General features: G+C 42.5%; 19 protein-coding genes. 14 read left to right on the top strand and 5 right to left on the bottom strand.

Translation table 11 applies throughout. The annotated features are described in order from the left end of the window. The first annotated feature begins 34 nt into the window (after positions 1-34). From rpsF to rpsR, 3 genes are read left to right on the top strand one after another with little or no spacing between them, the layout of a single operon-like run. A complete protein-coding gene (gene rpsF / locus FAY33_RS14825; RefSeq protein WP_143322010.1) occupies positions 35-322 on the top strand; it encodes a 30S ribosomal protein S6 in 288 nt (95 codons plus the stop codon). Positions 323-344: 22 nt separating this feature from the next. Further along, complete coding sequence (locus tag FAY33_RS14820) at positions 345-797, top strand: single-stranded DNA-binding protein (RefSeq protein ID WP_143322009.1); 453 nt, start codon at positions 345-347, stop codon at positions 795-797. Positions 798-818: 21 nt separating this feature from the next. Further along, positions 819-1,085 (top strand): 30S ribosomal protein S18, encoded by a 267-nt coding sequence (gene rpsR, locus FAY33_RS14815; RefSeq protein ID WP_143322008.1) that lies wholly within the window; start codon positions 819-821, stop codon positions 1,083-1,085. A gap of 292 nt (positions 1,086-1,377) precedes the next feature. Here the strand turns inward: rpsR and FAY33_RS19980 are convergent, their stop codons facing one another. Continuing rightward, positions 1,378-1,986, bottom strand: a complete 609-nt coding sequence (locus tag FAY33_RS19980; RefSeq protein ID WP_243126769.1) for a YHYH domain-containing protein — start codon at positions 1,984-1,986, stop codon at positions 1,378-1,380. Between the two features lie 227 nt (positions 1,987-2,213). On the opposite strand from FAY33_RS19980, the gene FAY33_RS14805 reads away from it, so the two are divergent. The 8 genes from FAY33_RS14805 to FAY33_RS14770 all read left to right on the top strand — a co-directional run bounded on the left by FAY33_RS14805 (position 2,214) and on the right by FAY33_RS14770 (position 12,124). After that, the gene (locus FAY33_RS14805) at positions 2,214-3,143 is read left to right on the top strand and encodes an amidohydrolase family protein (RefSeq protein WP_143322007.1); all 930 of its coding nucleotides are present in this window, start codon (positions 2,214-2,216) and stop codon (positions 3,141-3,143) included. Beyond that, a complete protein-coding gene (locus tag FAY33_RS14800; RefSeq protein WP_143322006.1) occupies positions 3,140-4,003 on the top strand; it encodes an MBL fold metallo-hydrolase in 864 nt (287 codons plus the stop codon). The genes FAY33_RS14805 and FAY33_RS14800 overlap by 4 nt, the downstream gene beginning before the upstream one ends. A 13-nt stretch (positions 4,004-4,016) precedes the next feature. Continuing rightward, the gene (locus FAY33_RS14795) at positions 4,017-5,951 is read left to right on the top strand and encodes a PrpR N-terminal domain-containing protein (protein WP_143322005.1); all 1,935 of its coding nucleotides are present in this window, start codon (positions 4,017-4,019) and stop codon (positions 5,949-5,951) included. A gap of 206 nt (positions 5,952-6,157) precedes the next feature. Next, positions 6,158-7,303, top strand: a complete 1,146-nt coding sequence (locus FAY33_RS14790; RefSeq protein ID WP_143322004.1) for an enolase C-terminal domain-like protein — start codon at positions 6,158-6,160, stop codon at positions 7,301-7,303. 51 nt (positions 7,304-7,354) lie between these two features. Beyond that, positions 7,355-8,263, top strand: a complete 909-nt coding sequence (locus tag FAY33_RS14785) for a sugar ABC transporter permease (protein WP_143322060.1) — start codon at positions 7,355-7,357, stop codon at positions 8,261-8,263. A 5-nt stretch (positions 8,264-8,268) separates the two neighbouring features. Beyond that, a complete protein-coding gene (locus tag FAY33_RS14780) occupies positions 8,269-9,117 on the top strand; it encodes a carbohydrate ABC transporter permease (RefSeq protein ID WP_143322003.1) in 849 nt (282 codons plus the stop codon). A gap of 47 nt (positions 9,118-9,164) precedes the next feature. Continuing rightward, positions 9,165-10,541, top strand: a complete 1,377-nt coding sequence (locus FAY33_RS14775; RefSeq protein ID WP_143322002.1) for an ABC transporter substrate-binding protein — start codon at positions 9,165-9,167, stop codon at positions 10,539-10,541. Continuing rightward, positions 10,541-12,124 (top strand): glycoside hydrolase family 43 protein, encoded by a 1,584-nt coding sequence (locus FAY33_RS14770; protein WP_143322001.1) that lies wholly within the window; start codon positions 10,541-10,543, stop codon positions 12,122-12,124. The genes FAY33_RS14775 and FAY33_RS14770 overlap by 1 nt, the downstream gene beginning before the upstream one ends. 105 nt (positions 12,125-12,229) lie before the next feature. Here the strand turns inward: FAY33_RS14770 and FAY33_RS14765 are convergent, their stop codons facing one another. After that, positions 12,230-13,567 (bottom strand): MATE family efflux transporter, encoded by a 1,338-nt coding sequence (locus FAY33_RS14765; protein ID WP_143322000.1) that lies wholly within the window; start codon positions 13,565-13,567, stop codon positions 12,230-12,232. A 9-nt stretch (positions 13,568-13,576) separates the two neighbouring features. Further along, the gene (locus FAY33_RS14760; RefSeq protein ID WP_143321999.1) at positions 13,577-13,918 is read right to left on the bottom strand and encodes a metalloregulator ArsR/SmtB family transcription factor; all 342 of its coding nucleotides are present in this window, start codon (positions 13,916-13,918) and stop codon (positions 13,577-13,579) included. A gap of 353 nt (positions 13,919-14,271) precedes the next feature. On the opposite strand from FAY33_RS14760, the gene FAY33_RS14755 reads away from it, so the two are divergent. The 3 genes from FAY33_RS14755 (at position 14,272) to FAY33_RS14745 (ending at position 18,687) form a co-directional block, all read left to right on the top strand. Continuing rightward, complete coding sequence (locus tag FAY33_RS14755; RefSeq protein ID WP_243126767.1) at positions 14,272-15,174, top strand: PRD domain-containing protein; 903 nt, start codon at positions 14,272-14,274, stop codon at positions 15,172-15,174. 189 nt (positions 15,175-15,363) lie between these two features. Further along, positions 15,364-17,229 (top strand): beta-glucoside-specific PTS transporter subunit IIABC, encoded by a 1,866-nt coding sequence (locus FAY33_RS14750; protein WP_143321998.1) that lies wholly within the window; start codon positions 15,364-15,366, stop codon positions 17,227-17,229. A gap of 18 nt (positions 17,230-17,247) precedes the next feature. Next, the gene (locus tag FAY33_RS14745; protein ID WP_143321997.1) at positions 17,248-18,687 is read left to right on the top strand and encodes a 6-phospho-beta-glucosidase; all 1,440 of its coding nucleotides are present in this window, start codon (positions 17,248-17,250) and stop codon (positions 18,685-18,687) included. Between the two features lie 40 nt (positions 18,688-18,727). On the opposite strand, the gene FAY33_RS14740 is transcribed toward FAY33_RS14745, so the two are convergent. Both FAY33_RS14740 and FAY33_RS14735 read right to left on the bottom strand, forming a co-directional pair. Next, positions 18,728-20,530 carry a sensor histidine kinase gene (locus tag FAY33_RS14740; protein ID WP_143321996.1) on the bottom strand — a complete coding sequence of 601 codons (1,803 nt, stop codon included), beginning with the start codon at positions 20,528-20,530 and terminating at the stop codon, positions 18,728-18,730. Continuing rightward, a complete protein-coding gene (locus tag FAY33_RS14735; RefSeq protein WP_143321995.1) occupies positions 20,524-21,258 on the bottom strand; it encodes a response regulator in 735 nt (244 codons plus the stop codon). The genes FAY33_RS14740 and FAY33_RS14735 overlap by 7 nt, the downstream gene beginning before the upstream one ends. Positions 21,259-21,379: the final 121 nt, after the last annotated feature.

The following is a 21,379-nucleotide window of genomic DNA, read 5'->3' as shown; positions in this document are numbered from 1 at the left end:
AGCAGGGGCCAGAGACCACAAGGAGGTAAAAAGCATGAACAAATATGAGTTAGCCGTTGTTCTTAACGCAAAGCTCGAAGATGAAGAGAGAGCAGCAGCCATTGAAAAAGTTACGGGTTATATTACTCGTTTCGGCGGAGCTGTAACTAACATTGATGAATGGGGTAAGAAGAGATTAGCTTACGAAATTCAGAAAATGAAAGAAGGATTTTACTACTTCATCAAATTTGATGGCGAATCCACAACTCCGAACGAGTTAGAAGAAAACGTTCGTATTATGGAGCCGGTTATCAGATACTTATGCGTAAGACAAGAGGCATAATCGATAAAGAAAGTGTGATCGTATGAACAGAGTAATCCTTATGGGCAGATTAACCCGTGATCCAGAAGTAAGATATTCCCAAGGTGAGCGTGCTATGGCAATTGCAAGATATACTCTTGCTGTTGACCGCAGAGGCCGCAGAAACCAGGACGGTAACGAACAGACTGCAGATTTTATCAACTGTGTTGCATTTGACAGGGCTGGCGAATTTGCGGAAAAGTATTTCCGCCAGGGTATGAGAGTACTGATTTCCGGAAGGATCCAGACTGGAAGTTATACGAATAAAGACGGCATAAAAGTTTACACAACAGATGTTATAGTAGATGATCAGGAATTTGCCGACAGCAAGGGAAGTGCTTCCGGAGAAGGCGGTAGTTATCAGCCAACTTCCAGACCAGCACCTTCCAGCGCAATTGGCGATGGATTCATGAATATCCCGGATGGAGTCGAAGACGAAGGACTTCCATTCAACTAAATCGAATAGGAGGTAGCACCAATGGCATTTAACAAGAATGATAAAGCTGATGGCGCTAAGTTCAGAAGAGGCGGAATGCGCAGAAGAAAGAAAGTTTGCGTATTCTGTGGAGAGAAGAACGGCGTTATTGATTTTAAAGATGCAAATAAATTAAAAAGATATGTATCTGAGAGAGGAAAAATCCTTCCCAGACGTATCACTGGCAACTGTGCAAAGCATCAGAGAGCACTTACTGTTGCTATTAAGAGAGCAAGACATATCGCTCTTATGCCTTATACAATGGAATAAATCCTTATTTTATAAGGGTTTGTTAGTTGGGTAAGAGAGTTTCGTGATATAGAAAGACTTCACATGAGAATGTGGGGTCTTTTTTCATGGAAATGAATAGGCTGATTCATTAAATTGCCCTCCTGCTCAATTCCTATAGAGAATTCCGTAAACAGACCAATATAGTCTGTAAGAAAAAAACGAATAATAATGTATTTAGTTTCCTATAAGTACATATAAAAAAAGTCCTAATGTCCCATTGAGAGTAAAGATTCAAAATGGAACATTAGGACTTTTTTTTATTTATGTGTTTTTAATTATGAATTCTGTTTTCATTATAACCGTTGCTTATGAAATGTTCGTAATACTTTTTCATATCATCGCCATAGAGTGCTGCCAGATCAGAATTATTCTCTTTATATTTTGCAGCATCAAAGTTGCTGGAGGCTTTTCTTCCTTCTGCCATACCGTTTGATACAAAATGTTCAAGAAGCTTTTGTGGATCATTTCCAATTGCCGACTGCAAGTCCTGATTGTTGTCATAATAGAACGATGCATCGAAGACAAGTTTGTAATCGGCCTGGTTTAATGCTGGATTTACAACTTTTTGGGGTGCCGGAGTGGTACTGCGGCTGGAAGAAGAGGATGGGTTTACATTGTTGTAAGGGCATACGCCGTTTGGATGTAAATGGGCTGGGTAGCCGTGATGATAATGGTAGCTTCCCAAACCGCTTTTATTTTTGTAATCATGATGACCGCCCTGGGCATCGGTGCGTCCGGAATGTGCCTGGGCAACAATGATGCCGCCGGCATATCTTGTCTCGGCATAGCCGATTGTTAAAATTGCAGCAAAAAGAAGGAGTAGTTGGCGTAGCCGCTTTGCACCATTTCTTCGTAGTTTCTTAGAAACTTTCTCTCTCATAAATAAATTCCCCCTGTATCAATTTTTCTTAATCATAACATATGGCATTAAGGATTACAAATATTTATGGAAAGTTTTTCTATAGTACAAATACGTTGAAAAAACGGATTAATTTATCATATTAGCAAAGCTTAAATGGAAGTGTTAAAAATCTCCTGGTTGAAATTTTCCTTTCCATATACCATAATAAAAGCAAATACAAAATTCACAATCAAAAAGGAGACGGTATGAAGATTATTGACAGTCATGTGCATCTGGTGCAGTGCATTGCTGGTACGGGTGCAGGGGGAGAACTGCGTTTTTGTGGGAATGGGGATGCCATTTATGCAAATGGAGAGATTGTGTCTCAGATGATACCAGCCCAGTTTGGAGGAGAGCAGGTTACAGCAGAACAGGTGCTGCGCATTATGGATGAGAATCAGGTGGAAAAGGCGGTTTTACTGCAGGGAAATTATTATGGGTTTCAAAATCTGTATACCTATGAAGCGGTCAGACAGTATCCGGATCGGTTTGCAGGAGCGGCTTCCTATGATCCGTTTTCCAGAAAAAAGGCGGACATCTGCAGATATTTATTTGAAGACCTGGGGTTTAAGATTGTAAAATTTGAAGTGAGCACAGGTTCCGGTCTTATGAGCAATCACCATACATTTTCTCTGGATGGGGAGATGATGGAGGAGGCTTATTCCTATGCAGATGAAAAGGGGCTTGTATTTGTCATTGATATTGGGAAATGCGGCAGCGAGAGCTGGCAGGTGGAGGCTTTGCGGCGGGCAGTGCTGAGGCATCCACATTTGAAATTTGTGGTCTGCCATCTTCTGGCGGCAAACATGACTCAGGAGGAAGAGCTAAAGAGGGGGCTGGGACTTTTGACCCTTCCTAATGTGTGGTTTGATCTGTCATCGGTGCCCCACAATTGCGGACCAGATCAATATCCTTATGAAAATGCCCGTTCTTATTTAAGCATTGGAAAAGAGATTGTGGGAGCAGACCGGATGATTTTTGGAACAGACCTGCCCTCTGCACTGAAAAAAGAAACCTATGGGAACTATATAAGTTACATGATGGAGAGTGCCGTATTTACGGAAAAAGAAAAGCAGATGGTATTCTATGATACAGCAGATCAATTATTTTTCAAAAAAAGGAGTAAAAGAACATGAGATCAAAGTATGAATTTGATGTAAATGCCAGAGCAGATTTTTACTGCCATCCGGAACGATACCGGGTAGAACCGTTTCGCATCTATGGAAATCTTTATTTTGTTGGAAATAAAAGTGTCGGCTCTCATTTGATTGACACAGGAGACGGGCTGATGCTCATTGACACGACTTATCCAACCACAGCCGCCATGCTGGTTCAGTCCATCTGGGAACTGGGGTTTCAGCCAAAAGATATTCGCTGTATTGTACATACTCATGGGCATTTTGATCATTTTGGAGGAACGGCTCTTCTTAAGGAACTTTCTGGCGCCAGAACCTATTTGGGAGAGGGGGATGTGCGGATGTTTCGGGAAATGCCGGAACTGGCACTTTCAGAAGGCAGTGGTTGTCGGTTTTTTGGACCATTTGAACCGGACGAGGTGTTAAAGGACCAGGACGTGATTACGTTAGGAAATACCAGTGTGCGAATCGTTTCTACACCTGGACATTCCGATGGAGTTATCTCCTTTTTTACGGAAATAGAAGAACAGGGAAAACGCCTGATTGCAGGAATGCATGGCGGGGCGGGGATGAATACCATGTGCCGCCCGTTTATAGAGAAATATCACAGGGAACATTGCCGGGAGGATTTTATAAAAGGTCTTCAAAAGGTGTATGAGGAACCAGTGGACATAATGCTGGGGAATCATACGGGACATAACAGGACATTAGAGAAACGTCAGTTTATGCTTGATCATCCAGGAGAGCCAAATCCGTTTATTGATCCAGCCGAATGGAAGCGGTATCTGGATTTTGTTAAGAACCGGTTTGATACCATGATTGAGGATGAGGCAAAGGGGACAGATCTGGTTGTATCATAAAAGGAGGTAGAAGATGTCAGGGATTGCAATATTTGTTCCCAGTGATGAGATGTATGAACAGGCAAAACAGATATTGAAAGAGAAAGAAAATCATGTTTTGATTGTTAAAAAGATAACAACGGAAGATGCGGTAACGGAAGCCCAAAAGGCGATATCGGAAGGGGTCAATATTATTATTGCCAGAGGGCGGCAGGCGGCAGAAATTAAACGGCATACTAATGTTGCAGTGGCAGAAGTTGTAATGACGGCACAGGAGCTGGGACTTTTGGTGAACCGCGCCAAGGATATTGTGGGGAAAGACTGTCCAAGAATCGGTATCTTCGGGTGGGGACATATGCTTAGTGATACCACATATTTCAACCAGTTGTATCATGTGGATTTAAGGAGATATATTCTAAAGGATTTTAAAGAATGGAGAACCAGCATAGAAAGGGCCAGGAACGATAATCTGGATATTATTATTGGAGGAACTGCGGCTCTTGACGGGGCGTATCAGATGGGAATTCCGGGAATTTACATGTCCTCAACAGGAGAAGCACTGCGGGTGGCGCTTGGCAATGCAGAGTCTCTTTACTATATGGCAGAGATTGAACAGCATAACTATGCCCAGTTTTCTACGGTTCTTGACAGTGCCTTTAATGGAATCATTAAGGTGAGTGTAACAGGAAAGATTCTGGTTTTAAACCGTGCCATGGAGCAGATTCTGGGCTGTAAAACCGAAGAGTGCATGGGAAAGCCGGTGAAACAGTTTTTACATGGACTGGATGAAGAAAAGCTGAATCAGATTCTGGCAGGAAATATGGATAACTACTCCACCTTTCTTACTTTGCAGGATCAGTCGGTTGTGGTATCCATGGAACCCATTGTGGTGGGGAAACGGGTAGATGGGGCGATTATCTCCTGTAGCCGCTTAAAGCGGATGGATATGAACGATAAGGCAGTGATGAAGGAGCAGTATTTACGAGGATATGTAGCTTACGGAACCTTTGATGACATCAGCAAGAATTTAAAAGACATGAGGAAGGTGGTGGAACTGGCAAAATTATATGCCCAGTCTTCCAGCCCCATGCTGATTGAAGCCATATCAGGACCAGAGCTGGAAGCAATCACACAGGGAATACATAATTACAGTATGAGAAAAAACGGACCGTTTATTATGATTAATATGGCGGGATTATCCCAGGATCAGCAGATGCGCACCCTGTTTGGAACGATGGGAGAGGAAGGGGGGAAGCAGGAATCAGGTGCCATTGCAGAAGCCAATCACGGGACCCTTGTGATTCAAAGCGTGGATAAGCTGACCCTGCCAACTCAGTATAATCTGGCACGGGTAATCCGAACCAGAAGGCTTATGAGAAGCAGCCGGATTGAGGATACCCAGATGATTGATACCCGGATTATTGCCTGTACAGCCAAGAACTTAACAGCACTGCGCAGGAAGTACCAGTTCCGTTCTGATCTTTATTTTACCTTTAAGTCCTTAAAACTCAAGATTCCCAATCTAAAAGACAGAAGAGAAGACGTAGAATATCTTTTAACCCTTTTTACCCATAAATACATGGAACAGTACAGCCGGTATCATGTTATGACGGCGGGAGCAAGGCGGGTGCTCCTTGAGTATCCCTGGGAGGGAAACAGCATTCAGCTTGAGGCGTTTTGTGAGCGGATGATTCTGACAGTGGGAAAAAGATCAATTACTGAGGAGTATGTCAGAGATTTGTTGGATGAACTTTATCACAGGGATACCAGCATCTACGAATCCACATTGGAAGAACAGGAACTGGAAGAAAACAGGATGCCGGTGACAGAAGAAAACCCGGAACGACTCCGGTTAAAGGCGGTTTTAAAGAAGTATAACGGAAATCGTACCTTAAGTGCAAAGGAACTGGATATCAGTACAACCACACTTTGGCGAAAAATGAAGAAATATGGGATTGATGTAGAATAAACGGCTGTATTATTTCAAAATGAAATAGTTTTGAAAGGGATTGAGGATTAAATGAAAGAAATACAGTGATAAATGAAAGGCGTGCATAATATGTAAATTGTGCATGCCTTTTCTAGGTGATTCTGTCAATTGTATGGCTTAGAGGTTCCAGTTATACTGTGGATAAAAGGTAGCAGAAATCTACAAAAAGCACAACGGAGGAGCTCATGAACAACATATTTGACTATCAGGATACCATTCAATTTGTTAAGGCGGTTTACTATAATTTCCACCCCATTCCGCTTCCAAAGCCATTCAAAGACGGAACCGGAGGTATGGGAAAGAATGCACCGGAACAGGGCTGTATTGAACTTTACGATTCAGAAGGTGCATGTGCACACTTAACAGTAGGCAGAAGTTTTGTAAAGAATATCCTCCCTATGATCCTTAACGGAGAGAAGCTGACTTACAACCAGTGGCGGGACACTCTTTACTGGAAGGTGCGTAATGCAGGGTTTCAAAGCGGGCAGGCAGTAGAGGTAGGTCAGCTTGATCTGATGATGCTGGACATTCTGGCACAAAGGGCTGGTAAGCCTCTTCACCGGTTTCTGGGGGCAGAAAAGGACTGGGCAGCCACTTATAAAGGAGGCGGATCACTGCTGCTTTCTGATGAAGAACTGGTAGAAGATATGACAAGGTATGTGGAAGAAGGGTATAAGACAGTTAAGTTTAAAGTGGGAAGTGATGATGGCACCAACATGGAACGGGACATCAGACGGCTTGAGAAGGTCCGAGGAGCAGTTGGAACAGAGATTGGAATTGCGGTGGATGCCAATCAGAGATGGGACGTTTCCGATGCTTTTCAGTTTGCAAAACTGGCAGAACCGTATAAGCTGGCATGGTTTGAAGAACCCATTCATTCCCATGATATGAACGGGATTAAGCAGTTAAAGGAAATGGGAATATCTGCACCACTTGCTTTTGGGGAATCCATGCGGATCTATTATGCGTATGAAACTTATGTGGAAAAAGGAGTGGATCACTTACAGCCTTCCATCGGACGTATGACAAGGATTGATGATATTATTAAGATTCGTGATCTGGCGAGAGAGAAAGGGGTTACTTTTTCGTCTGGGGGAAGAATTTATCTCAATGCCATATTTGGCTGTCTTTATAATGAAGATGAAAAGATTGAATACCATGAGCCGATCAGTCGTCCGGTGGGAGCTTACACCATGTTCCAGCCAGAAGAACGAAATGGCAGATTCTACTGCCAGCCAGATCTGCCAGGCAATCCGCAGCGGATGAATATTGAAAAACTGGAGAAGGACGGACTGCTGGAAAGTAAACAGATCTTTTTAGCTGACAAGTAAAAGATAAGGGGAGGTATTACGGTGGGAAATGACCGGAAAACATCAAAAGCAATGCAATTACCCAGATATAAGAATCCAAAAGATTTTATAAAGAAAAATTTTGGCTTCTTCTTTATTCTTCCATGGTGGATTGGTTTTGCAATATTTAAGCTTTATCCATTTATGGCATCGTTTATCTATAGCTTTCATGAATACAACTTGTTCCGGCTTCCTGTCTTTGTTGGATTGGAAAATTATATTTCCATTCTGCAGGATAAGATGACTGTGAAAGCATTTATACAGACTTTTAAATACGCATTTATTACAGTGCCGTTTGAGCTGATCTTTGCCCTGTTTATTGCGTACATATTAAACTTTAAGACCAGAGGAGTTAATTTCTTTCGTACAGCTTACTACATTCCTTCGATTTTAGGAGGTTCCGTATCTATTGCAGTGCTGTGGCGTTTCTTGTTTAAGACGGAAGGTCTCATCAATATGATCTCTTCCAGATTTGGATTAGAACCATTTAACTGGCTGGGTGATCCATCAGGAGCGTTCTTTGCCATTGTTTTGCTTAGAATCTGGCAGTTTGGTTCTCCTATGGTTATCTTCCTTGCAGCCTTAAAGGGAGTCTCCCAGGAATTATATGAGGCAGCTTCCATTGATGGAGCAGGGAAATGGAGACAGTTTTTGAGCATTACAGTTCCTTTGATTACACCGGTTATATTCTATAACTTTGTAACCCAGTTATGTCATAAATTTCAGGAGTTTAATGGTCCTTTTATCATCACTCAGGGAGGTCCGCTTCGCTCCACTACGCTGGTATCTTTGCTGGTGTACAACAATGCGTTTAAGAGTTATGAGATGGGTATGGCAAGTGCGATTGCCTGGCTTTTGTTCCTGATTATAACGACATTCACAATTATTGCATTTATGAGCCAGAAGTACTGGGTGTACTATAGTGATGAGGAAGGGAGGTAGGAGCGATGACAAGAGAAAACAGATTGATAATTAATACCTTTCTCCGATATTTTATTCTGATTGCGGTAGGAATTGTTATGGTATATCCGCTGATCTGGATGTTTGGAGCTTCCTTTAAGACTAATGCAGAGATTTTCTCAAGCATTGGATTCATTCCTCTGGCACCTACTTTTGAGGGGTATATAAGAGGGTTTAAAGGTTATGAGGGAATGACACTTCTTCATTTTATGGCAAATACTTATAAATTTGTCATACCAAAAGTAATTGTAACTGTGGCTTCGGCTGTTTTTACTGCTTATGGGTTTGCAAGGTTTCATTTTGTTGGTAAACGTTTTTCATTTGCCGTGTTATTGTCTACCTTGTTTCTGCCTCAGGTAGTGTTAAATGTACCTCAGTATATCTTATTTGATCAGCTTGGCTGGCTGGATTCGTATTTTCCGTTGATTATACCGTCTCTTTTTGCGGGCGATACCTATTTTGTATACATGCTGATCCAGTTTCTTCGGGGAATTCCAAGAGAGCTGGAGGAAGCGGCAAAAATTGATGGGTGTAATGTGATGCAGACGCTTTGTTATGTGATCGTACCCATGCTGAAACCTTCCATTGTATCCTGTGCACTGTTTCAGTTTATGTGGGCGTCCAATGACTTTATGGGTCCCCTCATCTATGTGAATACAGTTGCCAAATATCCGGTATCCATCTTTCTGCGAATGTCAATGGATGCGGATGTGGGATTTGAATGGAACCGGGTTCTTGCCATGTCATTGATTGCAATCATTCCTTCTTTGGTGGTATTCTTTGCAGCACAGAATTCCTTTGTAGATGGAATTGCAGCAGGGGGAGTTAAGGGGTAAAGGATCAGATGGGAAATGAAAACTCTTAAAAATGTTGGAGGGGTAAAATGAAACAGAAAAAATGGAACAGGGGAATAGCATTATTACTTACAGGAGCAATGATTGGCTCTTTGGCAGGCTGTATGCCTACACAGAAAGCAGAAACAGCAGCACCAACCCAGGCGGCAGAGAAAAGTGAAAGTTCAGAGCCGGCAAAAGCGGAGGGACTGACCGTCAATACCAAAGATCCGATTACGCTTCGTATCAACTGGTGGGGCGGAGATAGTAGACATCAGGCAACACTGGAAGGAATCAAGGCATTTGAGAAGAAATATCCGAACATTAAGGTTGAGGCAGAATATGAGTCCTTTACTGGTCATGAAGAAAAGGTGGCTCTTGCCCTTAAATCAGGCAATGCGGCTGATGTAATTCAGCTTAACATGGACTGGGTATTTAACTACTCTCCAGATGGAAGCATGTTTTATGATTTAAATAAATTATCGGATATTATTGATTTAACTGCTTATGATTCGTCTGATCTGGATTATTATACAACGAATAACGTGCTTCAGGCACTGCCTGCCAGCAATACTGGAAGGGTGTTCTTCTGGAATACCACCAGACTGGAGGCGGTGGGAGTAGAGATTCCTACCACATTAGAGGAACTGTACGCAGTTGGTGATGCCTTTGCTTCCTATGAAGATGGAACTTACTATCCTTTGATTTTAAATCCTTTAGATCGTATGACGCTGATGGTATATTATCTGCAGAGTGTCTATGGAAAGCCATGGGTAGAGAATAATGAGCTTCAATACAGTAAAGAAGAAATAAAAGAAGGTCTGGAATGGCTCAGTCTCTTAGAAGAGCGTCATGTAATTCCCACTCTGGAAGTTCTTGCAGGAGATGGATCAGAACTGGTGGATACCAATCAGAGATGGATTGATGGTCACTATGCGGGTATGTATATCTGGGACAGCAACTTGAAAAAATATATTCAGGCAGCACCAGGTTTTGAATTCCAGGTAGGGGACTACATTAAAATGGGTGATCATAAAGGTGGTATGACAAAAGCCGCCATGGTATTTGCCATTCCAAAGAACACATCTCATCCGGCAGAGGCGGCTGCATTAATTCAGTTCTTATTCGGTGAACCGGAAGGGGCAGAACTTTTAAAAGATACCCGTGGCATACCTGCAAATAAAAATGGTCTGGCAGCTTTAGACTTATCTGGAAGCATTACGGCAATTGCCAATGAGAAGGTTATGGAATGGAATTCCTTTAAATTTGATCCTGTGTTTGAGAGGTCTGCACTGAAAAATCCGGATGGAACTTATTTTATGGCAATGCAGATGTTAAGTTATGGTGTGGATGATGCGGATACTGTGGCTGATTATCTAATCAGCGATATCAACAAACAGTTGGAACTTGCCAAGAGGGTTGAGTAATGGAGAAATGTCTTCATAATCCGCTGCTCCCTGGTTTTTATCCCGACCCTTCCGTTTGCCGGAAGGGGGAGGATTATTATCTTGTGACCTCCACCTTTGAATATTTTCCTGGAATTCCGGTTTTTCATTCCAGGGATTTTGTCCATTGGCATCAGATTGGTCATGTATTATCCACACCGGAACAACTGGATTTATCAGGGGTCAGTGATTCAAAGGGAATCTATGCCTCTTCCATTTTTTACAGAAAAGAAGATGATTGTTTTTATGTGATTACAACTCTGGTGAAGAATGGAAATTACAGGGATAATGTTAATTTTTATGTCTACGCCAAGGATCCGGCAGGACCTTGGTCAAACCCTGTTGAGGTAAAGGGGGCGGAGGGAATTGATCCGTCGCTGGTATTCGATGAGGGAAAGGCTTACTATCTTGGAAACTGCCGTCCATATCCAGATCAGCCAGAAAGAGGCAGGCATATCTGGATGCAGGAACTTGATCTGGAGACAGGAGAGTTAAAGGGAGAGCGTCATGTACTTTTAACACAGGGAGCATTTGTCAATGCTGCAGCTCCGGAGGGACCCCATATTTATCAGATTGGGGACTGGTATTATCTGTTGATTGCAGAGGGAGGAACGTTCCGCAATCATGCAGCGACTGTGTTTCGAAGCCGGTCTGTTACAGGTCCTTATGAATCGAATCCAAGGAATCCCTTAATTACGCATCGAAATCTAAGGAAGGATTATCCCATCACCAATCCCGGTCATGCGGATCTGATTCAGCTTCATAATGGAGAATGGTGGGCGGTTTTACTGGGGGTTCGCTCTTTAAATGGCTACAGCAGTCTTGGAAGAGAGACATTTGCGGTACCTGTCATATGGGAAGAGGAATGGCCTGTGTTCAGCCCCGATACTGGAAGAGTGGAATTCTCTTATCCGGCTCCGGATTTAGAAGAATTCGTATGGACACAGAAATATGCTCGTGATGATTTTAACAATACCAGCATGGGCAATGACTGGATTACAGTCAGGACACCAACTTATGAGAGCTATAGCCTGACAGAGCGGGCAGGCTGCCTTCGTTTGTTTCTGCATCCAAATACCATAAAAGAAGAGGTGTTCTCCTCCTTTTGGGGACGCAGACAACAGCATTTCTGCTTTCAGATGGATACGGTTATGGAATTTGAACCGTTGGAAGGGGAAACAGCAGGTATGGCATTGCTTATGAATCACCGGTATCATATACGCCTGGAATATGGGCAGTTTGGTGGAAGAAAAGAAATACGTGTAACAAAATGTATCAATGGACAGGAGGAAGTATCTGGAATGGTTTCCTGGATAGGAAAACGACTTTTTTTCAGGGTGAACGGGAAAAATCAGAAGTTTTCTTTTTCCTTTTCGGAAAATGGGGAGGACTATTCGGCGCTGGGTTCTGATATGGATGGAACATTTTTAAGCAGAGAAACGGCAGGAGGATATACCGGAACAGTCCTGGGTCTGTATGCATCTTCCAATGGAAATAAGAGCAGCAATTTTGTGGATTTTGACTGGTTTTCATATGAAGGAAAAGAAGAAACTGGAGCACCATAAGACAAAACAGCAGTAGATTGTCATAATCTACTGCTGTTTTGTCTTATACATGATGGTTTAACGGGTACACAGATTTCATACATGTGATTCTTTCCCAACATGTTTTTATGCGGTTTTTATTGTTTTCCATTTCCCGGTCCGGTACTGGAGGTAAGATATAATGAAATTCACCAGCCAGCCTACAGGAACTGCAAACCATACCATGGCAATGCCATAATGGGGAGCCATGGAAAGGGCGATGATAACCCGGAGCGCCAGGTTTGCAAAGTTGGCAATGGTAAACATCTTCATATCAGCGGCTCCCCGCAGCAGTCCGTCGGTGGTCATCTTCAGTCCGATGATAACAAAGAAGAATCCCATGAAACGCAGGTATCCGGTTCCTGTCTGAAAAGCCAGGTCTGTTCCGGTTCCCCCAAGGAATAATCCTACGATCGGTGTGTAGAATAATTCCAGGATGACACAGGTTACAACGGCAAAAAGAAGAACATATCCGTTAGCTGCCAGAAATCCTTTTTTGACCCGGTCCTGTTTTCCGGCACCCAGATTTTGTGCCGTGTAGGAGGACATGGCATTACCGATGGCAGCCATCGGAACGATGCAGATGCTCTCTACACGCATGGCAGAAGAGAATCCGGCGAGAACCTCGCTTCCGAAGCTGTTTACCACAGACTGAACGAGAAGCATACCAATTGCCACGGTGGACTGCTGGAGGATGGAGGGCAGTGCAACTCTGGACATCTCACCCAGAACAGGCATGTCAACGGGCTTCTCTAAATAACTAAAGTACTTTTTGAATTCTTTAAACAGCAGGAAAAAGGATAAGACAACGGAGATTCCCTGTGCCATAAAGGTGGCCCATGCGGCTCCTTTTACCCCAAGTCCCAGGTTATATACCATAAACACAGCCAGCAATATGTTTAATATAGAAGAAAAGATCAAAAGGTATAGGGGAATTCTTGACTTTCCAATGGCGTTAAAGATAGCTGCCACAATGTTATACATAAATAAAAATGGAAGTCCCCAGAAATAAATCTCGAGGTAATCCGAAGCCATATCAAGAATGTTCTCCGGTGTGTTTAGATAAATCATAAAGGTTCTTCCAAAGATCAGGCCGATAGCTGCTAAAACAACGCTTAATAAAAGAAACGCAATTAAAGCTGTACACGTGGACTGTATCATCTTTTTGTAGTTTCGTGCGCCTAAATAGCGGCTTGTAATAACTGTGGCACCGACTCCGCCGCCAATGGCGATACAGATAAATACATTGGTAAAGGAATAGGAGGCACCAATTGCTGCCAACGCATCTTCACTTACAAAGCGGCCGACAATGACTGAGTCCGCCATCGTATAAAACTGTTGGAACAGATTGCCGATAATCATCGGAAGGGTAAAGATAGCCAGCGCTTTGGCAGGCTTGTCTTGAATCAGGTATTCTTTGTCCATTTTAAACTCCTAACGTTCAGGTAATTCTTTTTTTCTTTCACATTCGTATTCGCAGATACATTCCGTTGTCATGAAATTTTCTGGAGCAGACAGATGGAATTCCTCTGAAAACTGCCGGAATATCTGTGCTGCCACATCAAGATTCACAACATAGTGCATATGATAACCTATTTTAGATCCGGTTATAATACCGGTTTTTTTCAGAATGTTCATCTGCTGGGAGACTGCAGGCTCACTGATTCCCAGTTTTTTTGATACAGCCCGGACGCAGTAATGTCGCTCCATCAAAAGATGCAGGATCTGATATCTGGTAGGATCTGTGATCACATGCAGTGCCTGGATATAATCCATGAAACCTCCTTTCTCTTCATTCCATTAAATCTAATTAAGCAATTCCTTAATCAGAATAGCTCTGCCAAGGTTATTTGTCAAGAAAGTTTTGTGCTGGAATTTGACTGCACTCAACATCATTTTGTTTCCATAAAGAAGTATTTTATCGTTTGTTTTATTTGTTTGATAGGACTTATCGTGAGATAACGAGGGTATTTCAATCTGTAATTTATAAGTTTTGTACAAAAACATGCCATAAGATTGAACAGGATTACAAATAGACTTTTATATTTCAATATGTTATACTTGGTATACAAAATAGATATGTAGTTTGTGACTGGTTAAGCAGGCAAGGTCTACAGAGATGGAATCACATGACACGATGTGATGGTACTCTGGTCTTGTCTTTTTTTGATTTAAAAAAGGGGAATATGAAGATTGAAAAGGTATTAAATAATAATATGGTCCTTGCCTATAATACAGAAGGAAAAGAAGTAATCCTGAAAGGCAGGGCGATTGGGTTTGGTAAGAAGAAAGGTGAGAAACTGGACCGAAAGCTGGTGGAACGGGTATTTATTCAGAATGATAAAAAGGATGCCAGGCATTTTGAAGAATATTTCGCAAAGCTTCCCCAGGTATACTGGGAGATCAGCGAACAGATTGTGGACTACGCAAAACAGGAGCTGGGAATACCATTAAATGAACGAACCATTTTAACGGTCTGCGACCACATTGCAGGAGCCGCAGACCGTTACCGGAATGGAATGATACTCCGCAACGGCATGATTTGGGAAGGAAAGCGTTTTTACCCCAATGAGTTTAAAGTGGGTCTTTATGCCCTTGATCTGATAAAAAGAAGGTTGAATCTGGATATGGAAGAAGATGAAGCCATGTTCCTCGCCTTTCACTTTGTCTATGGTCAGTTAAATAGAAAGGAACCGGAAGATTTAGAGCTGATTACAACCATGATCCGGGATGTTATAGAGATTGTGGAATCGGCTTATCAGGTGAAGCTGAATGCGGAGACCTGGGATTACCGGAGGTTTGTTACCCACATCCGTTTCTTTGCACAGCGTATGCTGCAGAACAAACAATATGAGACAACCGATGAGAACTGGTTTCAGGTCTTAAAGGAAAAGTATAAGAAGTCTTATAACTGCATTGTAAAGGTTGCGGACTATGTTTATGAACGGTACCATTATGAGATGGACCGGGAAGAAATGATGTACCTGATGATTCACATTGAGAAAGTCACCAGAGATTTTTATGAAAACTGAGAGATGGGATTGTTACCGGACAGAGAGATTGCATCCGGGCAGGACCCTGCATAGAGGTTGTCTGAATTATTAACATCAGACTACTTTTTTGCAGGGTTTCTTATTGAATGACAAGGTGCTTTATGATTGGGAAAAGTATCTTTTCAGATAGATTTATAAGAGTACCTTATTGTAAAGGGGGAGAATATTATGGCATTTGATTATGCGAAAACCGCTCAGATGGTGTTAGAAGAGGTGGGCGGAGAAAAGAATGTGGAAGGACTTACCCACTGCATTACCCGTTTGAGATTTGTATTAAAAGACGAAAAAATTCCAAAAGATGCTCAAATTGAGAAAATACCAGGAGTTTTGCGGGTGGTCCGCCAGGGTGGACAGTATCAGATCGTTATCGGAAATGAAGTGTCAAATGTATACAGGGAACTGGTGAAGATCGGAAAGTTTGAAGAAACCACCGTAGCAAAAGGAGACGGACCAAAGGAAAATATATTCTCCCGGCTGTCCGGTTTTGTTGCAGGCTGTATGACACCTCTTCTTCCTGCCATGCTGGGGTGTGGTATGATTAAAGTGGTGTTGATTCTTCTGACCACATTCCATCTGGTTGATACCACAGGAAGTACTTATGTGATCTTAAATGCAGCAGGAGATGCGTTCTTTTATTTCATGCCTGTTCTGCTGGCAATGACCACAGCCAAACGCCTTGGATCTAATATTTATCTTGCCATGGTAGTGGGCGCATTTTTAATTCATCCGGATATTGGCGGACTGTTAAGCGCAGGAAATGCTTCCTATTTTGGACTTCCTGTAACATCTGCCACTTATTCTTCCTCTGTTCTGCCTGTTTTATTAATTGTTCCTCTTATGGGCTATATTGAACGGTTTGCAGATAAAATCTGTCCCAGTCTGGTAAAAGTGTTTTTAAAACCGCTGATTGTAATCTTTATATCCGTTCCTCTGGCACTGGTTGTAGTCGGACCAATTGGAAGCGTTCTTGGCAATTATCTTGCCAATGGAATCAGCCTTTTATACAGCAAAGCTGGCTGGCTTGCCATTATGCTCCTTTCTGCAGGAATGCCTTTTATTATTATGACAGGTATGCACTATGCCTTGCTTCCCATTGCAACCATTGGGATTACAAGTCTTGGATTTGATGCAGTGCTGGTTGTTACCATGTTTTGTTCCAACCTGGCACAGGGTGCCGCGTCCCTGGCTGTTGCAGTTAAAAATAAAAACAGAGATATAAAATCAACGGCTTCTGCAGCAGGAATTTCTGCCATCATAGCCGGAGTTACAGAACCATCCATGTATGGTGTAACCTTAAAGTATAAGACACCCATGGTTGCCAGTGTCATCGGTGCAGGTGTTGCAGGTTTCTACGCAGGAATTACCCATGTGGTAGCTTATTCCATGGGAGGTTCCCCGTCTTCCTTATCTCTGATACAGATGATTGGCGGGGAAGGTTTTGGCAACGTAATAAATGGAGTTATTACATTGGTAATTTCCCTTGCTGTGACATTTATCATGACACTCATTCTTTATAAACCGGAGACAGAAGAGCCGGAACCTGTTTTGCAAGTCCAGGAACCGAAAAAAGATGTTCTGATTAAAACTATTGAATTATCCAGTCCACTTACTGGAACCGTTCTTCCGTTAACGGAGGTGGAAGATGCCGTATTCTCCGGTGGAGTCCTTGGGGAAGGTGTGGCAATTATCCCGGAAGAGGGAAAAGTATTTGCTCCCGCAGACGGAGTGATCGACGCAGTTACTGATACCAGGCACGCCATTGGAATTACCACCAGTCATGGATTGGAACTGCTCATTCATGTAGGACTTGATACGGTTCAGCTCAATGGAGACGGGTTTACTTTGCACTGCAAGATGGGTGATCCGGTAAAAAAGGGAAGCCTTTTGCTGGAGTTTGACATGGAAAAGATTAAGAAAGCCGGATGTTCCCTGACAACTCCTGTATTAGTATCCAATATGACAAACTTTGTTAGTTTGAAACCCAGCCAAAAGAGTCAGGTAAAAGCTGGAGATACATTGTTAACCATTGTTTAAAAAAGAAAGAGGTGTAGTATGTCTGTATTTGCTGAAAACTTTTTATGGGGAGGCGCAGTGGCAGCCAACCAGTGTGAAGGTGCCTGGAAAGAAGCGGGCAAAGGAGTTTCCATTTCTGATGTATGTACCGGGGGTTCCAGTACCAGGTCCAAGCGCATTACAAAAACCATAGAGCCAGATACCTTTTATCCGAGCCATGAAGCCATTGACTTTTACCACCATTATAAAGAAGATATCGCATTGTTTGCAGAGATGGGATTTAAAGTATTTCGTTTCTCTATTGCATGGACCAGAATATTCCCTACAGGAATGGAGACAGAACCAAATGAAGCTGGGCTGGAGTTTTATGACCGGGTTATTGAGGAATGTTTAAAACACAAGATCGAGCCTCTGATTACGATTTCTCATTATGAGATGCCTTTTGCATTAACAGAAAAGTATAATGGCTGGGCATCCAGAGCCTGCATTGACTTATTTGTAACCTATGCCAGAACACTATTCAAACGGTATAAAGGAAAAGTAAAATACTGGCTGACCTTTAATGAGATTAATTCTGGGACCTCTCCAGTAGGAAACTTTCTTTCCCTTGGTATCTTAAATGAAGGAACAACCGATTTTAACCACCAGGTGGATCAGGAACAACTGCGTTTCCAGGGGCTGCACCACCAGTTTGTGGCAAGTGCACTAGCCGTAAAGGCAGGTCATGAGATTGATCCTGACTGTAAGATTGGCTGCATGATTGTTCAGATGACAACTTATCCGCTGACCTGCAATCCAGATGATATTTTAGAGGCACAGCACCAGAATCAGGTATTAAATTACTTCTGCGGTGATGTTCAGGTACGGGGTGAATACCCTCATTTTATGAAGCGGTATTTTAAAGAGCATCATATTGAGATTGCAGCAGAGCCGGAGGACGGGATCATATTAAAGGAAGGCTGCGTGGATTATTATACGTTCAGCTACTATATGTCAAATTGTGCATCGGTGAAAGCAGACCAGAAGGAGATCTCCGGCAACATCATGGGTGGATTAAAAAATCCATACTTAGAAGCCAGTGACTGGGGCTGGCAGATTGATCCCAAAGGTCTGCGCTATACGCTGAATGAACTTTATGGACGCTATCAGATTCCCCTGATGGTAGTGGAAAATGGTCTGGGTGCTTACGACAGAATCGAAGAAGACGGCACCATCAAAGATGATTACCGCATTGATTATCTTAGCAAACATATAGAACAGATGAGAGAAGCAGTGAAAGACGGAGTGGAATTAATGGGCTATACGCCCTGGGGCTGTATTGACTTAGTGAGCGCTTCCACCGGGGAGATGGCAAAGCGTTATGGATTCATTTACGTGGAAAAGTATGACGATGGGAGCGGTGATTTATCCAGAAGGAAAAAGAAATCCTTTGACTGGTATAAGAACGTGATTAAGACTAATGGAGAGAACTTGGATTAAGAAATAAGGGGAATTTTAAATACAGGCGTCTGAAATCCTTTTAAAAGGGTTCAGACGCCTGATCTGTTTCTGGATTTTTAGAGAATTCCTGGAAACAGGAATCAATGGGTAATTGAAACGAGATGCAGGTTCCCACTCCGGGTTTACTTTGGATATGAAGCCGGCTGTCTTCCCCGTACTGCAGAATCAGCCTGAGATTCACATTGGTAAGCCCGATGTTTTGATCGGCACTGTCATTGATTCTGGAATAAAGATTTTCAATCTCCTCTTTTGTCATTCCAACACCAGTATCAATGACTGCAACCTGAATCTTCCCGTGTCTGGAGTGAATCTTTAACTTGATATACCCGGTTCCATCTAAGGGCTTAATTCCGTGATACAAACTGTTTTCCACCAGAGGCTGTAGGAGAAGCCGCATAAAGGGATGGGACAGGAGCTCATCCTCATATTCCAGGTAGAGAATGTATTTGTCTTCATAGCGTACATGCTGGATCCGGTCGTATTTTCTTAAGTGGTCCAGTTCATCGGAGAGAGATACCATGCGTTTGGGATTCTCCAGGGAGTACTTTAAGATGTCGGAAAGGTCTGTAATGATCTCGTGCATGGCAGTGGAATCCTTTTCCTGCTCCAGCGCCTTAAAATCCAGGGTTTGAAGGGTATTAAACAGAAAATGTGGATTGATCTGAAGCTGCAAAGCTGCAAATTCAGCCAGTTTCTGTTTTTCTTCTTTCAGTGCAAGTTGGTTTTTTATGACCGTGGATTTCAAGAATATCTGAATGATATTATTTAAAATCACATGATATTCATCCCTTAAATCCTTTGGTTTCTTAATATGGTAGATGCCCTTTTCCGCATCGGCAAAAAGCTGTACCATATAGTCGATCTGTTTAAAGTTCTGGGTAGTTATGTCATAAGCCAGCCACAGACTGCTTCCGATAACCAGGCATATTACAATGGAAAACAGTCCCATATTGTGATACAGTTTGGAAAACAGGCTCTGACGGCTGACACAGGAGATCAGCACAGTCCCGTATTTGCCGCTTAAACGGGATATCAGGTACTTTTCTCCGTCAATGGTAACCCAGCTTTTCTGGTATTCTGCCTCTTCCGGTTCTAAAATAAGAGGAGACAGGTGGTCTTTGCAGGTTTCATAAAACCGTTTGCCCTGACTGCTGTTAAAGAGTAAATTGCCTTTGCTGTCTACAATATACAGATATTCAGAATTGACGGACTGCTGATAATTTAGCGTTTCCTGAAAACGTTCCGGGTTAATATTCAGTGCCAGCACTCCGTCAAACATGGTAAGGCGTTTATAAAGGGTCACTACGGGATAGGAATTGGCATAGGAGAAAAACTTAATGGTCCGCCGCTCAATCCATGTGTTCTTATCTGAGTTTTCGTACGAATCCAGCCAGCTTTTATCCGGATAAGTATGAATCCTTTGAATTCCATCGGTGGAGGTAAGGAAATTCTCGTTGTTATCCATGTAATAGTAAACAGACGTCAGGTAAGGCGTGTAGTTTACCATGGTGGAGAAGTTCTGCATTACGTTATTGGTAAGAAGCACATCAGTATAAGTAAAGCTGTTATGAGCCAGCATTTTCTTTACTGCAATGGCAAGCCGGGGGTTTCTGGTGAGATTGTCATACTGTACCATGGCGTTGTCAAGAATCAGATCATAGCTGTCTCGGATGGTGTAGAGGGAACTCTGGGTCTTCTTTTCAATATCCGTTTTCATGTCTACGGAGACTTTCAAAATAAATGCCAGAAAAATAAGGGTCAAGGGCAGGGTGATTAAGCAGGAATAATAGACAAACCGTCGGTAAAAATTCTTCTTTAACATGGCTTCTGACAGTCTCTGTATTCTCTTGGAGACATATGATAATATTGCTTAAAAGCCCTGGAAAAGTTCTTTGGATTGTCATACCCCACCCGGTAAGCGATTTCGTAATGCTTAAACTGGATATCCCGCAGCATCCTTGCAGCATTCTTCATTCTTGTCTCAAACAGATAATCGGAAAAACTGGAATCAGACCGTTCTTTCATAATCTTTGACAGATAATTAGGACTTAAATTTACTAGCTGGCTTGCCCGTTCCAGCGTGGCATTCTGATAGTCCTGTTCAATATAATTTCTCACCGTCTCAATCATCTTGTCGTAATAGCTTAAATTTTCTTCCTGCTTCTCACAAGGTTTTAAGCAGTCTAAGGAAGCCTTAACCCGCTCCAGGCAGTTAAGCAGATCCTCGTATTTTACAGGTTTTAAAAGATAGTCAAACACACCGTTTCTAAGGGCACGCCGGGCATAATCAAAGTCCTGGAACCCACTGAACAGAACTAGTTTGATCTCTTTTTTCTTTAACAATTGTTCGGAAAGTTCCAATCCATCCATCACAGGCATACGGATGTCGCTGAGGACGAGATCTACGGTATGGTGCATGGCAAAGTCATAGGCTGCTTTTCCATTGGAGAAATCCCCGATTACTTCAAATCCTGACTGTTTCCAGGGGAAAATGTGTGCCAGACCATTCCTGATCTTGGTCTCATCGTCTACAATAATTACTTTATACATAGCTACCCCTCCATTTTCTTTATTATAAAGGATTTTAGGACAAGATTCATTATTTATTGAGAAAAATCGGAAGTAAAGAAGCGATAACGTAAGAAATGATACTATTTTTCCAAGCTTTGTA

Source organism: Clostridium sp. HBUAS56010, from assembly GCF_007115105.1.
In the GTDB taxonomy this organism is placed as follows: Bacteria; Bacillota; Clostridia; order Lachnospirales; family Lachnospiraceae; genus Lacrimispora.
The sequence above is the reverse complement of the archived record's forward strand: the minus strand, read 5'-3'. Positions and strand labels throughout refer to the sequence as shown.

What these genes read in the sequence shown, in the direction of transcription:
- FAY33_RS14755 (WP_243126767.1), top strand. Translation starts at nt 14,272, where the DNA reads ATGACACGATGTGATGGTACTCTGGTCTTGTCTTTTTTTGATTTAAAA.
- FAY33_RS14795 (WP_143322005.1), top strand. Translation starts at nt 4,017, where the DNA reads ATGTCAGGGATTGCAATATTTGTTCCCAGTGATGAGATGTATGAACAG.
- rpsR (WP_143322008.1), top strand. Translation starts at nt 819, where the DNA reads ATGGCATTTAACAAGAATGATAAAGCTGATGGCGCTAAGTTCAGAAGA.
- FAY33_RS14735 (WP_143321995.1), bottom strand. Translation starts at nt 21,258, where the DNA reads ATGTATAAAGTAATTATTGTAGACGATGAGACCAAGATCAGGAATGGT.
- rpsF (WP_143322010.1), top strand. Translation starts at nt 35, where the DNA reads ATGAACAAATATGAGTTAGCCGTTGTTCTTAACGCAAAGCTCGAAGAT.
- FAY33_RS14745 (WP_143321997.1), top strand. Translation starts at nt 17,248, where the DNA reads ATGTCTGTATTTGCTGAAAACTTTTTATGGGGAGGCGCAGTGGCAGCC.
- FAY33_RS14790 (WP_143322004.1), top strand. Translation starts at nt 6,158, where the DNA reads ATGAACAACATATTTGACTATCAGGATACCATTCAATTTGTTAAGGCG.
- FAY33_RS14780 (WP_143322003.1), top strand. Translation starts at nt 8,269, where the DNA reads ATGACAAGAGAAAACAGATTGATAATTAATACCTTTCTCCGATATTTT.
- FAY33_RS14800 (WP_143322006.1), top strand. Translation starts at nt 3,140, where the DNA reads ATGAGATCAAAGTATGAATTTGATGTAAATGCCAGAGCAGATTTTTAC.
- FAY33_RS14785 (WP_143322060.1), top strand. Translation starts at nt 7,355, where the DNA reads ATGCAATTACCCAGATATAAGAATCCAAAAGATTTTATAAAGAAAAAT.
- FAY33_RS14765 (WP_143322000.1), bottom strand. Translation starts at nt 13,567, where the DNA reads ATGGACAAAGAATACCTGATTCAAGACAAGCCTGCCAAAGCGCTGGCT.
- FAY33_RS19980 (WP_243126769.1), bottom strand. Translation starts at nt 1,986, where the DNA reads ATGAGAGAGAAAGTTTCTAAGAAACTACGAAGAAATGGTGCAAAGCGG.
- FAY33_RS14820 (WP_143322009.1), top strand. Translation starts at nt 345, where the DNA reads ATGAACAGAGTAATCCTTATGGGCAGATTAACCCGTGATCCAGAAGTA.
- FAY33_RS14740 (WP_143321996.1), bottom strand. Translation starts at nt 20,530, where the DNA reads ATGTTAAAGAAGAATTTTTACCGACGGTTTGTCTATTATTCCTGCTTA.
- FAY33_RS14805 (WP_143322007.1), top strand. Translation starts at nt 2,214, where the DNA reads ATGAAGATTATTGACAGTCATGTGCATCTGGTGCAGTGCATTGCTGGT.
- FAY33_RS14750 (WP_143321998.1), top strand. Translation starts at nt 15,364, where the DNA reads ATGGCATTTGATTATGCGAAAACCGCTCAGATGGTGTTAGAAGAGGTG.
- FAY33_RS14760 (WP_143321999.1), bottom strand. Translation starts at nt 13,918, where the DNA reads ATGGATTATATCCAGGCACTGCATGTGATCACAGATCCTACCAGATAT.
- FAY33_RS14775 (WP_143322002.1), top strand. Translation starts at nt 9,165, where the DNA reads ATGAAACAGAAAAAATGGAACAGGGGAATAGCATTATTACTTACAGGA.
- FAY33_RS14770 (WP_143322001.1), top strand. Translation starts at nt 10,541, where the DNA reads ATGGAGAAATGTCTTCATAATCCGCTGCTCCCTGGTTTTTATCCCGAC.